The 13,881-nt window shown below is 45.7% G+C and carries 13 protein-coding genes and 1 other RNA gene; 1 reads left to right on the forward strand and 13 read right to left on the reverse strand.

Annotated features, from left to right (window positions below):
- From NSU16_RS13325 to cymR, 11 genes are all read right to left on the reverse strand, one after another.
- Nucleotides 1-267 carry an IreB family regulatory phosphoprotein gene (locus NSU16_RS13325; RefSeq protein WP_003225903.1) on the reverse strand — a complete coding sequence of 89 codons (267 nt, stop codon included), beginning with the start codon at nucleotides 265-267 and terminating at the stop codon, nucleotides 1-3.
- 84 nt (nucleotides 268-351) lie between these two features.
- On the reverse strand, nucleotides 352-2,988 hold the full coding sequence (alaS, locus tag NSU16_RS13330) for an alanine--tRNA ligase (protein WP_168748338.1): 2,637 nt from the start codon (nucleotides 2,986-2,988) through the stop codon (nucleotides 352-354).
- 333 nt (nucleotides 2,989-3,321) lie between these two features.
- Nucleotides 3,322-4,383 carry an AI-2E family transporter gene (locus NSU16_RS13335; RefSeq protein WP_339191139.1) on the reverse strand — a complete coding sequence of 354 codons (1,062 nt, stop codon included), beginning with the start codon at nucleotides 4,381-4,383 and terminating at the stop codon, nucleotides 3,322-3,324.
- A 123-nt stretch (nucleotides 4,384-4,506) separates the two neighbouring features.
- Nucleotides 4,507-4,641, reverse strand: a complete 135-nt coding sequence (locus NSU16_RS13340) for a YrzQ family protein (RefSeq protein WP_010335109.1) — start codon at nucleotides 4,639-4,641, stop codon at nucleotides 4,507-4,509.
- 21 nt (nucleotides 4,642-4,662) lie between these two features.
- Nucleotides 4,663-4,854 (reverse strand): hypothetical protein, encoded by a 192-nt coding sequence (locus NSU16_RS13345; protein WP_010335110.1) that lies wholly within the window; start codon nucleotides 4,852-4,854, stop codon nucleotides 4,663-4,665.
- Nucleotides 4,855-4,864: 10 nt separating this feature from the next.
- Nucleotides 4,865-5,344, reverse strand: coding sequence for a PRC-barrel domain-containing protein (locus tag NSU16_RS13350; protein WP_229146667.1), 480 nt, complete (start codon nucleotides 5,342-5,344; stop codon nucleotides 4,865-4,867).
- Between the two features lie 103 nt (nucleotides 5,345-5,447).
- The gene (locus tag NSU16_RS13355) at nucleotides 5,448-7,844 is read right to left on the reverse strand and encodes an ATP-dependent RecD-like DNA helicase (RefSeq protein WP_326333910.1); all 2,397 of its coding nucleotides are present in this window, start codon (nucleotides 7,842-7,844) and stop codon (nucleotides 5,448-5,450) included.
- Nucleotides 7,845-7,868: 24 nt separating this feature from the next.
- Nucleotides 7,869-8,525 carry a tetratricopeptide repeat protein gene (locus tag NSU16_RS13360; RefSeq protein WP_339191142.1) on the reverse strand — a complete coding sequence of 219 codons (657 nt, stop codon included), beginning with the start codon at nucleotides 8,523-8,525 and terminating at the stop codon, nucleotides 7,869-7,871.
- A gap of 48 nt (nucleotides 8,526-8,573) precedes the next feature.
- Nucleotides 8,574-9,689, reverse strand: coding sequence for a tRNA 2-thiouridine(34) synthase MnmA (mnmA, locus tag NSU16_RS13365; protein ID WP_286058251.1), 1,116 nt, complete (start codon nucleotides 9,687-9,689; stop codon nucleotides 8,574-8,576).
- 28 nt (nucleotides 9,690-9,717) lie between these two features.
- On the reverse strand, nucleotides 9,718-10,860 hold the full coding sequence (locus tag NSU16_RS13370) for a cysteine desulfurase family protein (protein WP_339191145.1): 1,143 nt from the start codon (nucleotides 10,858-10,860) through the stop codon (nucleotides 9,718-9,720).
- A gap of 19 nt (nucleotides 10,861-10,879) precedes the next feature.
- Entirely contained in the window at nucleotides 10,880-11,296 is a 417-nt protein-coding gene (gene cymR, locus NSU16_RS13375) for a cysteine metabolism transcriptional regulator CymR (RefSeq protein WP_003225879.1), read from the reverse strand.
- Nucleotides 11,297-11,497: 201 nt separating this feature from the next.
- Here cymR and NSU16_RS13380 point away from each other — a divergent pair, with 201 nt between their 5' ends.
- Nucleotides 11,498-12,763 (forward strand): replication-associated recombination protein A, encoded by a 1,266-nt coding sequence (locus NSU16_RS13380; protein ID WP_339192694.1) that lies wholly within the window; start codon nucleotides 11,498-11,500, stop codon nucleotides 12,761-12,763.
- Between the two features lie 42 nt (nucleotides 12,764-12,805).
- On the opposite strand, the gene NSU16_RS13385 is transcribed toward NSU16_RS13380, so the two are convergent.
- The gene (locus NSU16_RS13385) at nucleotides 12,806-13,570 is read right to left on the reverse strand and encodes a tRNA threonylcarbamoyladenosine dehydratase (RefSeq protein ID WP_059293512.1); all 765 of its coding nucleotides are present in this window, start codon (nucleotides 13,568-13,570) and stop codon (nucleotides 12,806-12,808) included.
- Between the two features lie 83 nt (nucleotides 13,571-13,653).
- A non-coding RNA gene (gene ssrS / locus NSU16_RS13390) (6S RNA) lies at nucleotides 13,654-13,846 on the reverse strand.
- Between the last annotated feature and the right edge of the window lie 35 nt (nucleotides 13,847-13,881).

Below are 13,881 nucleotides of genomic sequence, written 5' to 3' on the forward strand. Positions count from 1 at the left end.
TTACGCCTCTTTATGCTGTTCTAAATAAGACTTCACCAATTCCTCGATTAATTCGTCTCTTTCAAGTTTGCGAATTAAATTGCGAGCGTCACGATGCCTAGGAATATAAGCGGGATCACCTGACAGCAAGTATCCGACAATCTGATTGATTGGATTGTAGCCCTTTTCCTGAAGCGCGTCATACACTGTGATCAGCACCTCATTTACGTTAGTTTCGGCAGAATCATCGGAGAAATTAAATTTCATCGTTTTATCAAACGAGCTCACCGTTTTGCACCTCTTTCCCAAATTCGCAGGCAAAGTTCAGCCTGGGGTCCTTATCTTACCATCATTCTACACTACATGGGCAAATTATAAAACGGATTTCACCCAATCTTCTACAGAAGCCAAGGCTTCTTCTAATTTTTCCGGCTGCTTTCCGCCTGCCTGTGCCATGTCCGGACGGCCTCCGCCGCCTCCGCCGCAAACTTCCGCGGCTTGTTTGACAAGCTTGCCGGCATGAAGGCCTTTTTCAATCAGATCCTTAGTAACACCGGCAGAAATATTGACTTTATCATTTTGCACAGCGCCAAGCACGATGACCGCAGAGCCGATTTTTGCTTTCAGTTCATCAACCATTGTACGGAGATGGTTCATATCTTTGGCGTTTACCTTTTCCGCAAGCACGCTGACACCATCAACTTCTTTTACTTTTGATAGTATGGCGCCTGCTTCAACGTTGCCGAGTTTCGCCAGAAGAGATTCATTTTCTCTTTGCGCTTCCTTCAGCTCAGCCTGCAGCGCAGCAACGCGTTTCGGCACTTCTTTGATATTTGTTTTCAGTTCGTCGGCAGTCTGCTTCAAAACGGAGATCTGGCTGTTCATTTCTACGTAAGCGCCTTGTCCTGTTACAGCTTCAATCCGTCTAGTGCCAGCTCCGATTCCAGACTCAGATACGATTTTAAATAAGCCGATTTCCGCTGTGTTGCTGACATGGCATCCGCCGCAAAGCTCTAGGCTGTAATCTCCAACTTGAACAACCCTTACAATATCACCGTATTTTTCTCCGAACAGAGCCATAGCTCCCATTTCTTTTGCTTCAGCGATCGGTTTCAAATCAATGCTGACCGGGATGCTTGCCCAAATCTTTTCGTTTACAATAACTTCAATTCGTTCGAGCTCTTCTTTTGTCACTTGCCCGAAGTGTGAGAAGTCGAAACGAAGGCGGTTTTCAGTTACAAGAGAGCCCGCCTGATTGACATGCGTTCCGAGAACATCTTTCAATGCCTGGTGCAATAAGTGCGTTGCCGTATGGTTTTTAATGACGCCGCTTCTCATATGATCTTCAACCTCAGCTGTTACATGCATGCCTTTTTGAACGGTTCCGCTCTCGACAACACCTTCATGCACATGCTGGCCGTTCGGCGCTTTTTGCACATCTTTCACTTTTACCACTGCCAGCTCGCTGCGTAAAAAGCCTTTGTCGCCGATTTGACCGCCGCTTTCCGCATAGAAAGGTGTTTCGTCAAGAATGATCTGTACAGTTTCGCCTTCATGCGCTTCGTCAATTAACTGGCCGTCCCGCAGAAGCACAATCACATTGGCATCAGCCTTTGTTTGGGAGTAGCCGACAAAGGTGCTTTCTTCTGTTATGTCGCGTAATGCGCCGCCCTGCACCTGCATGCTGCCGACATCCTGACGAGCATTTCTGGCCCGCTCGCGCTGCTGGTTCATTTCTTCTTCAAAGCCTTTATGGTCAACTGTCATGTTCTCGTCTTCCGCATATTCTTCAGTCAGTTCAACTGGGAATCCGTACGTGTCGTAAAGTTTAAACACATCCGCACCTGAAATGACGCTGCTGCCCTTATCTTTTTCCTTTTTGATCATTTCTGACAAGATGGCAAGCCCTTCATTCAGTGTTTCGTGGAAGCGTTCTTCCTCTGTTTTAATGACTTTTGAAATGAATTCTTCCTTCTCTTTGACTTCAGGGTAAAAAGCAGCCATGATCTCAGCAACAACCGGAACAAGATCGTACATGAACGGACGGTTGATATTGATCGTTTTGGCATAACGCACAGCGCGGCGCAATAAACGTCTTAATACATAGCCGCGTCCTTCATTAGACGGAAGCGCCCCGTCACTGACAGCAAAAGCAACCGTTCTGATGTGGTCGGCGATGACTTTAAATGCAGTGTCTTTTACATTGTCTTGGCCGTATGCTTCACCAGAAATCGTTTCTGTCGCTTTGATGATTGGGACAAACAAATCAGTATCGAAGTTTGTCGGGACATTCTGGATGACAGATACCATTCTTTCAAGTCCCATGCCTGTATCAATGTTTTTCTTTGGAAGCGGCGTATAGGTGCCGTCCGGGTTATGGTTGAACTCAGAGAATACAAGGTTCCATACTTCAAGGTAACGGTCATTTTCTCCCCCAGGATAAAGCTCTGGATCATCTGGATCGTTCCCGTACGCTTCACCGCGGTCGTAGAAAATTTCTGTGTTCGGTCCGCTCGGCCCTTCGCCGATGTCCCAGAAGTTCCCTTCCAGGCGAATAATTCTTTCTTCCGGAATACCGATTTTTTTCGCCCAAAATTCATATGCTTCTTCATCTTCCGGATGAACCGTAACAGAAAGAAGCTCTTCATCAAAACCAATCCACTTGTCACTCGTTAAAAACTCCCAAGCCCATGTGATCGCTTCTTCTTTAAAGTAATCGCCGATGGAAAAGTTTCCGAGCATTTCAAAGAATGTGTGATGGCGCGCGGTTTTACCCACATTTTCAATATCGTTTGTTCTGATTGCTTTTTGAGCGTTTACGATTCTCGGATTTTCCGGCACAACGCGGCCGTCAAAATATTTTTTCAGCGTCGCAACACCGCTGTTGATCCAAAGCAGTGAAGGATCTTCATGCGGCACTAATGACGCGCTCGGCTCTACAGCATGTCCTTTTTCTTTAAAGAAATCCAAAAACATTTGACGCACTTCAGCAGAAGTTAAGTGTTTCATTGTATTTCCTCCTCTATAAAAATCGAAATTCTCTTCAGTGACAGCAAAAAAGCCCTCCCCCTATGCAAACCACACGTTTACACAGGGACGAGAGCTGTCTCGCGGTACCACCCTGATTACGGGCCTTATGATTCGCCCGTCACCTTTCATCCCATAACGCAGGATGTGCGGCAGCGATTAACTGCACTCAGGATTAGCTTCCTCCGATCTTCTGATAAAGCTCCTTTCAGCTTACGGAGCTTCTCTCTTTAACAGGGCTTCGGCGTACTCAGATCCGTCACTCGAGATTCGTATGTATTCTACGAGAAATTATAGACAAGCGGCACGCCAATGTCAATGCTCCGTCTGCATCCGCAGAAAATGGATCATCATCACCTTTAAAACAGCCGCAGCAGGCACTGCCAGAATCATGCCGACAATCCCCGCCAGCTCTCCTCCGGCAAGAAGCGCAAGCATAATCACTACAGGGTGCATCTTGAGGCTTCTGCCGACAATGAACGGACTGAGGACATTCCCTTCCAAAAATTGAAGCACGAACACCGTAATGACAACGACAAGGACGGCCTTCACAGAAATCGTCATCGCAATTAAAAGCGCAGGAACAGCGCCGATAAAGGGCCCGAAGTACGGGATGACATTCGTAATACCCGAGATAAGACCCAGTATCAGCGGATATGGAAGGCCAAATATCCAAAATGTGATACCGGCTACGGCTCCGAGAATCAAGCAGACGAGCAGCTGGCCGCGAATGTAATCACCGAGAGAATCATCTACATCTAGCAAAAAAGCGCTGCCCCGCTTCCTCCACGACTTCGGCGTCAAATACCACACCGTTTTTTTCATCAATTCGATGTCCTTGACCATATAAAACACGAGAAAAGGAATCGTTGCCGCAATTAAGAAATAGTCGAGCACTTTACGGATTCCGCTGATTGCCCCTTCGATTGTGCCGGCGAAAAACGCCTCTGTCTGCCTAATCATTTTGTCTATGCGCTGATGCATGCCGTCCGGCCAGTCATCTGTATGGTTATGCACATGGAGAAGGAGCCCATTGTACGTCTCGGCAAACATAGGTATATTTTCTGACAGATCCGTCAGCTGCACGATTAGAACAGGCACACCTTTATATAATGCCCAGCCCAGTCCGCCAAAAAAAAGGACGTAAATCACCAAAATGCTTAAAGTCCTTGGCAGACCTTTGTCATGAAGCCACTCAGTGACCGGCAGTAATAAATAAGAAATAAAAATAGAAATGATCAAGGGAATAAAGATTGATTTTATGACGAGCCACAGGGGAGACCATAACATATCAAGCATACAAAAGACATAGACTGTTAACAGGACCAATAAACAAATGGCCACCCATAACAAAAGCTGCACCGGTTTCTGGAGCATCTGCTTTCACCTCTCCTTTATCTTTTGAGGATTATAAGGAATTATTCTTTTATGTTTCCCCTTCACGACGGCTTACATAGGCTTACATAAAAAGGATACTCTAAAGAGAGTATCCTTCATTCCTTAAAACATTTTCATCATTTTTTTTCTCATCCGCTTCATGCTTCGATTATTATTCAGCATGTCAGATTGAGTCGCCATTCGGTACACGAGAGCCCCAGCTCCCATCGCCAAAAGAGAAGTCATTGTCCGATTCATCCTGCGCATCTCCTTTCGATATTAAAAATTGATGCTGCGTTCATCCTCAGAAAACAAATCATCCAGGCTGCTTAGCGTTCCGTCTTCTTCCACTTGATGAGTTTCAATCTTCCCTTTGACCACTGTCAGCTCAATGAAACAGCCCCAGCAATAATATTGGTTCACGCCGATTTTCCCGATGTCCTTACTTTTGCAGTTCGGGCATATAAGCATACTCACACCTCTATCCGTTCAGAACGATCTCGTCTTTCCGCACCTCTACAAGCGAATCTGCTCTTTGGATGTGGCGTTTACATCCCGCCAAGTCAGAAAAGAAACCGTCCGAGAGTTCATATGCTACGATTATGCCCCTGTCCAAACAAAAGTATACATCTTCCAGCATCCCCAAAATATCACCCTCTTGCGATTTCACGAGCTTCATTTTCATCTGCTCATATGTGAAGCATGATTTCGGAAGAGGCAGAAGCTGCTCTGCATTGACTGCAGCCAATATCCGGTCATGAAGAATGCAACTGATATCACATGCACGTAAAAGCGCATGATGGTTATGAAAAAGACGTTTTTGTTCAAGAATAAATCCGAGACAATTTCCTTCAAGAGAAAAACAAATATCAGAAATCGTCCCAAGATAAACAGAAGTTTGTTCTGAATATACAGGAAATCCTTCTACCTCATGGCATGTTCTCAAAGTGTGATCAACCACCTTTTGTTGAACAGGCTTAGGTTTTGCTTTTCACCTTTGACACATACGATGAAATCACTTCCACCCCCAATGAAAAAAGCCCCCGCAAACACGGGAGCCCCTTTTACAGCTGTTCTTCTTTCATAAAATCGAATGGCGTAATGCCTTCCATTCCGATATTTGCGTCGTGCACGCTGAACGGGAGCTCTTTTTGCAAAGCTGCAAGCTCAGCATCCATTTCAGCCACCTGCGCTGACAGCCTGTTTTTTAGTGAGGTCTGTCTGACAGTCGCGTCATTATTTTTCACGCCCCACTCCAGCGCTTCCTCTTCCCCGCATAAAATGAGAAATTTCTTCGCCCTCGTGATAGCGGTATATAGAAGGTTTCTTCTGAGCATTCTATAGTAGCCCTTCACTACAGGAAGAACCACGATCGGAAATTCACTGCCCTGCGATTTATGAATAGAGCAGCAATACGCATGAGTAAACTGACTGAAGTCTTTTTTCGTAAACGTCATTTCATTGCCGTCAAAAGAGACAACAGCCATGTCTTCTTTTTCTGTGTTTTCCTTCGCATAGAAAATGGAAGTGATTTCTCCAATGTCGCCGTTAAACACATTGTTTTCCGGCTGATTGACAAGTTGCAAAATTTTATCCCCGGTTCTATAGACAACGTCGCCGAACTTAATTTCCCTCCGCTTTTCTTTTGGAGGGTTTAAAATATCCTGCAGCATCACATTCAGCTCATTGATTCCAGCTTTCCCTCTATACATCGGGGCGAGGACCTGAATATCTTTTGCCGTATATCCTTTTTTCAATGCATTCGCGACAACCTTCTCAACCACTTCTTTAATTTGCGAACCACCGCAGCGAATAAAGGAGCGATCCTTTGTCGGAGCAGTCAGATTGTTTGGAAGCAGCCCGTTTTTCATCTCGTGGGCAAGCTCGACAATGGACGATCCTTCCGCTTGTCGATAAATGTCTGTCAGTCTTACAGTCGGAATCACCTGGGATGCCAAAAGGTCTCTGAGCACTTGACCGGGTCCGACGGAAGGCAGCTGGTCTTCGTCTCCGACAATGATAATTTGAATATGATCAGGGATCGCTTTAAACAAATGATTCGCAAGCCATATATCAAGCATACTCGCTTCATCGATAATCAAAAGCTTCCCTTCAATCGGCTGGTCCTCTGTATGAGTAAATCCTTCCGCACCGTTCCAGCCGAGCAGCCGGTGTATCGTAACAGCCGGAAGACCAGTTGACTCACTCATTCGTTTCGCCGCTCTGCCTGTAGGCGCGGCCAGCACAATCGGAAAGGCTTCATCTTTTTTATAATCCGACGGATCAAGTGAAACACCGTGAAGTTCTCCATACAATTCCACAATGCCTCTGATTACCGTTGTTTTTCCTGTACCCGGTCCTCCCGTTAAAAGAAGCATCGGTGACGACAGCGCTTTTTGTATCGCTTCCTTCTGACTCGGCGCGTACTGAACATTCATACGCTCTTCCAATTCTCCCAAAGCCATCAGAAATTCTGATTCTGGAAACTGGTCGTCATATTCAGTTTGGCTTGCGATCTGTTTCACACGCTTTGCCACATTTTGTTCAGCGAAAAACAGCGACGGAAAGTAACATCGTTCATCTTCTATAACAATATCCTTATTTTCTCCAAGCGCAATAATCGCGTTAGCGGCATCCATTTCTGCAATGCGCTGCCCATCTGCCGCTGACTGGTTTAACAGCGTTTGGGTTTCGATAATCAGCTGTTTCGTTTCTATGTACGTATGCCCTTCTGACAGGCATGTCGTTTCTAGCGTGTATAAAATAGCCGCTTTTACCCGCTCAGGATGATTCCCTGAGAGCCCCATTCTTCCGCCGAGCTCATCTGCTTTTCCAAACCCGATGCCTTCCACATCTCTTACAAGCTGATAAGGGTTCTCCTGAATTTTTTCCAGCGTCTCGGATTCATAGGCCTGGTAGATTTTCATAGACAGCTGAGGGCCGAAGCCAAATTGATTCAGCGAAATCATAATTTGCTCCAGTCCCTGATGCCGTTGCAGGGCACCGGCAAGGGTGTCAGCTTTCTTTTTTGACAGTCTCGGAACATCATAAAGGACTGAAGAATCAGCCAAAATTTTATTAATCGCTCTGTCACCCAGCTTTTTCACAATCTCTTCAGCGGTTTTTTTACCGATTCCTTCAAACAGATCGCTCGACAAATACTGAATGACGCCTTCTTTTGTTGTCGGGATCTCCTTTTTGAAGTGCTCAGCTTGAAATTGCAGTCCGAACTTTGGGTGAGTAACGGTTTTTCCGTAAAACGTGTAGGTCTCTTCTTCTTGAAGCGCAGGGAAGTAGCCCGTCACGGATACGACTTTATCTTCAATAGCTTCGGAGGTCTCTGTGACTTTCACTTTCAGAACCGTATATAAATTGGCGTCATTATGATAAATGACGGTGTTTACTGTCCCTTTTAAAAAGGGCTCCTCCTCCATTTTCAGCTGATCCGGGTGCTGCTGCACGAGCCGTCCCTCCTCCTGAGCTTTTTATGATGGGTCGATTAGGTTTTTTGCATGAAGCGCCAGCATATGATCCGGCTGGATTTCGATTGCCTTGTCCAGCATTTCAAGCGCTTTTTCACGATTTTCTTTATAAGCATAAGCGACACCGGAATTATAAAACGCATCCGCGTGCCCCGGGTCTTGCTCTGTTACAGCTTCGAATTGGCTGAGTGCTTCGTCCAGCATGCCTTCGTTCGCCAAGCACATCCCGAATTGGAAACGCGCTTCTGTATCGTCTTCATTCAGCTCGACCGCTCTTTGTAAATATGGCAGAGCGAGCTTAGGCTGCTCAAGCTTTACGAGAACCGTTCCGAGCATGTAGAAAAGATCACCGTTCTCCATTCCGGCACGCAGCGCTTTTTCAAACATGTCTTTCGCTTCTTTGTACTTTTCTTTTACCACATAGACATTTCCTGCTCCATAATAAGCAGTGGCGGCGCTGCTGTCTAATTCAAGCGCTTTATCATAAAACGCTAAAGCCCGTTCCAGTTCATTTACGGATGAAAGCAGGTTAGCAAAGTTAATATAAGGAATTGCGTCTTCTTTGTTTTCTTCAATCGCTTTTGTAAAAGCCTCTGCCGCTTTTTCGTAATCGCCTTCTTGCATTGCCGCTATACCGGCTTCATTGTAATCCACAGTCATCTTCCTTTCATTAAAAAACCCCAACTCGCTGTTGAGGTTTTTTTCATTTTATACATACCACAATTTTGTGCCATCTTTATATACGTCATCAATGGTTCCGCCGCCAAGGCATTCTTCGCCATCATAGAAGACAACGGCTTGTCCCGGTGTGACAGCACGAACCTGCTCGTCGAAAATAACCTCCGCTTCGCCTTCTCCAGTCATTCGAACTGTAACTTTATGGTCTTCTTGACGGTAACGGAATTTGGCTGTGCAGGAAATTTCTTCGCCATCCATTATATCCGAACGAACCCAGCTGATATTAGTCGCTGTGATTTTATCGGAGTAGAGGAGCGGGTTGTGGAACCCTTGGTCGACGTAAAGGATGTTCTTTTCAAGATCTTTACCGACCGCAAACCAAGGCTCGCCGCTTCCGCCGATTCCAAGGCCGTGACGCTGACCGATCGTGTAGTACATTAATCCGTCGTGGCGTCCTTTTACTTCACCATCCATCGTCATCATATCACCCGGCTGCGCAGGGAGATATTGACTGAGGAATGTTTTGAAATTGCGTTCGCCGATAAAACAGATGCCTGTACTGTCTTTTTTCGCCGCCGTTGCCAGATCTGCTTCTTTGGCAATTTCACGTACACGGCTCTTTTGAAGCTCGCCGATCGGGAACATCACTTTGCTTAGCGTATCTTCTGTCAGCTGATTCAAGAAATACGTTTGATCTTTGTTTTCATCAATGCCGCGCAGCATTCTGACTTTGCCGCCGCTTCTGTCGACCCTTGCATAGTGGCCAGTCGCTAAATAGTCGGCGCCAAGTGACAGTGCATGCTCCAAAAATGCCTTGAATTTAATTTCTTTGTTGCACAGCACATCCGGGTTTGGTGTTCTGCCTGCTTTATATTCATCGAGGAAGTATTGAAATACCTTCTCGTAATATTGCTTTTCAAAATTAACGGCATAGTACGGAATTCCGATTTGATTGCAGACGCGGATCACATCTTCATAATCCTCTGTCGCCGTGCAGAAACCATTTTCGTCCGTATCATCCCAGTTTTTCATAAAGATTCCGATTACGTCATAGCCCTGTTCTTTTAACAGCAGAGCCGCCACAGATGAGTCTACTCCGCCGGACATGCCGACAACGACTCTTGTATCCTCCGGCCGTTTTTCCATTTCATTCACTCCAATAATTAAGTCCGCCTTATTGTGTTAGCCGCTTTACAACAGCAGCCACATGTTTGGCAGCGGTTTTCACTTGCTCAGCCGTATTTCCGAGACCGAAGCTGATTCGAATTGAGGACGTCAGCCGTTCGCTCTCTTCACCGAACATGGCAGTCAGAACATGTGACGGCAGGACTGAACCAGCAGTGCACGCTGATCCGCTGGAGACCGCGACTCCCGCCATATCAAGATTTACCAGCAGTGCCTCCACAGATACACCGGGAAAATAAAGGTTCATGACATGCGGAAGGCTATGCTCTTGATCTCCATTGATCTCGAATGCCACACCGGCATCCTTAAGCGTGCCGGCTATGATTGTTTTAAACGATTGATACTTCTCGTTTTTTTCGTCCCGATCTTCGCCCGACAGCTTGACCGCTTCTTTCAGCCCGACAATTCCCGGAACATTTTCTGTTCCGGCACGGCGTTTTCTTTCTTGCTCTCCTCCGAATAACAACGGAGAAAGCTTTACATCCTTACTTGCATATAAAAAGCCTGTCCCTTTTGGCCCGTTGAGCTTGTGCCCAGAAACAGACAGAAGGTCAATATGGCTGCTTTTCACATCAATTGAAAAAAACCCGAATGCCTGAACAGCATCGGTATGAAAATAAGCCGTGTGTTCCTTCAGCAGCTGGCCGATTTCATCGATCGGCTGCACAGTTCCGACTTCGTTATTTCCATACATCACCGTCACAAGGATTGTATCATCACGGAGTGCTTCTTTCACCTGATTTGCACTGACTCTGCCGTTTTCATCAACATCCAGATACGTCACTTCAAATCCGTCTTCCTCCAGTTTTTCACATGTGTGAAGCACGGCGTGATGCTCAATTTTTGTCGTGATGATATGTTTTCCCTGATTTTTTCTGGCAAGCGCAGTTCCCATTATTGCTAAGTTGTCAGCTTCCGTTCCCCCGCTAGTGAAAATAATTTCCTGTTCTGCCGCACCAATTTCAGCTGCAATGTGCGCTCTTGCTTCGTCCACCCATTTCCGTGATTCCCTTCCAAATGAATGAATGCTGGATGGATTGCCGAAATTTCCGGAGAAATGCGGTATCATTTTCTCCAACACGCGATCATCCATCGGAGACGTTGCGGCGTGATCCAAATAAATCCGTTCCATTTTGTTTTACACCTCTGATCTAAATATAGAACATATAAGCTTCTTGCTCTCCATCTGTGTAGCTGGCAAGGTCCTCTAATGTTGTGCTGTCTAACACTTCTTTGACAGCGTCCCGTATGCGGATCCACAGCTCCCGTTTGGCAGGCTCCTCGTCTTCGAGCACTTCCACAGGGCTGATCGGGCCTTCAAGCACGCGGATGATGTCTCCAGCTGTAATGGCATCCGGCTCACTTCCTAATACGTATCCACCATAAGCGCCTCTGATGCTTTTGACTAAGCCCGCATTTCGGAGCGGTGATACCAGCTGCTCTAAATAATGCTCTGACAGATTATTCGTCTGTGCGATGCTTTTTAATGAAGTCGGGCCTTCGCCATGCTTTTTCGCGAGCTCAATCATAATGGTGAGACCGTATCTTCCTTTAGTTGATATTTTCAACATGAACACCTCTGTTATTTCATGATTTTCCACATATATAATGGTAATTTCTATATAATTCGTCCGTTTATTAAATAATAGACCAACTGCTATTATAGCATACCTTGTTCGAATTTTCATGGAAGCCGGAGGAAACGCGGCTTCCCCCTTTTCTAATTTCCGGTTTTCCGTTACCCTGTAATTAAGTAAGGAGAGATGATGATGAAGCCATTGGCATATCGGATGCGTCCGACGAAAATAGAGGATATTATCGGCCAGCAGCATCTGGTGGCTGAAGATAAAATTATCGGCAGAATGGTTCAGGCAAAACATTTGTCATCGATGATTCTGTACGGGCCGCCCGGAATTGGAAAAACCTCAATCGCAACCGCAATCGCGGGTTCAACAAGTATTGCTTTCCGCAAGCTGAATGCCGTTATTAACAATAAAAAGGATATGGAGATCGTAGCTCAAGAAGCCAAAATGTCTGGCCAGGTCATTTTGATTTTGGATGAAGTCCACAGACTTGATAAAGGAAAACAGGATTTTCTATTGCCTTATTTAGAAAATGGCATGATTATTTTAATCGGCGCCACTACAGCTAACCCATATCACGCCATAAATCCGGCCATCAGAAGCCGCACGCAGATTTTTGAGCTTGAGCCATTAACACCCGAATTGATTAAACAGGCTTTGGATCGGGCTCTTCATGATGAGCACCGGGGGCTTGGCACATACTCCGTTTCTATTGATGATCAGGCGATGGAGCATTTTGCCCAAGGATGCGGGGGCGATGTCCGTTCCGCTTTAAATGCGCTTGAGCTTGCTGTATTGTCAACAAAGGAGTCTGCGGACGGCGTGATTCACATTACATTAGAGACTGCGGAAGAATGCCTGCAGAAAAAGAGTTTTTCCCACGATAAAGACGGTGATGCGCATTATGACGTATTGTCCGCCTTTCAAAAATCGATCCGAGGCTCTGATGCCAACGCCGCTCTTCATTATTTGGCTAGATTAATTGAAGCGGGTGACTTGGAAAGCATCGCGAGAAGACTGTTGGTTATCGCCTATGAAGATATCGGCTTAGCCAGCCCGCAAGCAGGGCCGAGGGTGCTGCACGCAGTTCAGACCGCCGAACGGATTGGGTTCCCTGAAGCGCGCATACCGCTGGCCAATGCGGTCATTGAGCTCTGCCTCTCGCCGAAATCCAATTCAGCTATTCTAGCTATCGATGAAGCGCACGCGGACATCAGAGCAGGAAAAATCGGCGATGTCCCAAAACATTTAAAAGACGCGCATTATAAAGGGGCACAGGAACTAGGAAGAGGCATCGACTATAAATACCCTCATAATTATGAAAATGGATGGGTTGAACAGCAGTACCTCCCTGATCCTTTAAAGAACAAGCAATATTACAAACCGAAGCAGACTGGTAAATTTGAATCTGCGTTAAAGCAGGTGTACGATAAATTAGTAAAAAGAAAATAAAAAAACAGCCTTGAATATGCTTCAAGGCTGTTTTTTATTCCATTATTTATCCTTCACGCGTTTAATTTCAATATCTTTCAAAAGATCCATGACAACATGACCGCCCATAATCAATCCTGCAACAGACGGCACAAAAGCATTAGAGGACGGCGGCATTTTGGCTTTGCGAATTTTCGCATCGTCATTTCCGACTTCTTTTCTGACGTCTTCCCGGATCACAATCGGGCTTTCATCGGAGAAAATGACTTGAACGCCCTTTTTGATGCCTTCTTTACGGAGTCTCGTACGAACCACCTTTGCGATCGGGTCCGTATGCGTTTTAGAAATATCAGCGATTTGGAAACGTGTCGGGTCTGTCTTGTTCGCAGCACCCATGCTGGAGATCAGCGGAATATCGCGTTTCAGACATTCTTTCATTAAATGGATTTTATAATGAATGGTGTCTGACGCATCAATCACATAGTCAAGGTTATACTCAAAGAATTGCTCATACGTTTCTTCCGTATAGAACATTTTTAAGGAAATCACTTCACACTCAGGGTTAATGTCCGCAATTCGCGCTTTCATTAAATCTACTTTCGGCTGACCGACAGTAGAAAGAAGAGCATGAAGCTGACGGTTTACGTTTGTAATGTCCACATCATCCTTATCAACAAGCAGGATGCGCCCGACGCCTGAACGTGCAAGCGCCTCCGCTGCGAACGATCCGACGCCCCCAACTCCGAGCACAGCAACTGTGCTGTTTTTCAGCGTTTCAAGGCCTTCTTTTCCAATAGCTAATTCATTGCGTGAAAACTGGTGTAACAAGAACCTCACTCCACATTCGTAATCTGGTTTTCATATGATAAATGGCTGTTACAGAAACAGCCGTTTTTTCTGCGCATAAAAAATAAAGTCCCAATTGTGCCGTTGCAGCTTTCCTTTGTTTTGAACCCGCTCTCAGCAGGTGGGTGCCCTCTTTTAAATCTTGTAAGTCCTCTTTACCGAATGAAAAGAGGCATGTACGCCATTTAAAAATGCGGGCTCCCAAATCAAAAAAATGTTCGGTCAAAACTAGGTGTACAACTAACACATCAGGACTTTATTTAACTTGTCAAAATCATATCACAGACGATTTT

This window comes from Bacillus sp. FSL K6-1003 (genome assembly GCF_037964945.1).
In the GTDB taxonomy this organism is placed as follows: Bacteria; Bacillota; Bacilli; order Bacillales; family Bacillaceae; genus Bacillus; species Bacillus mojavensis.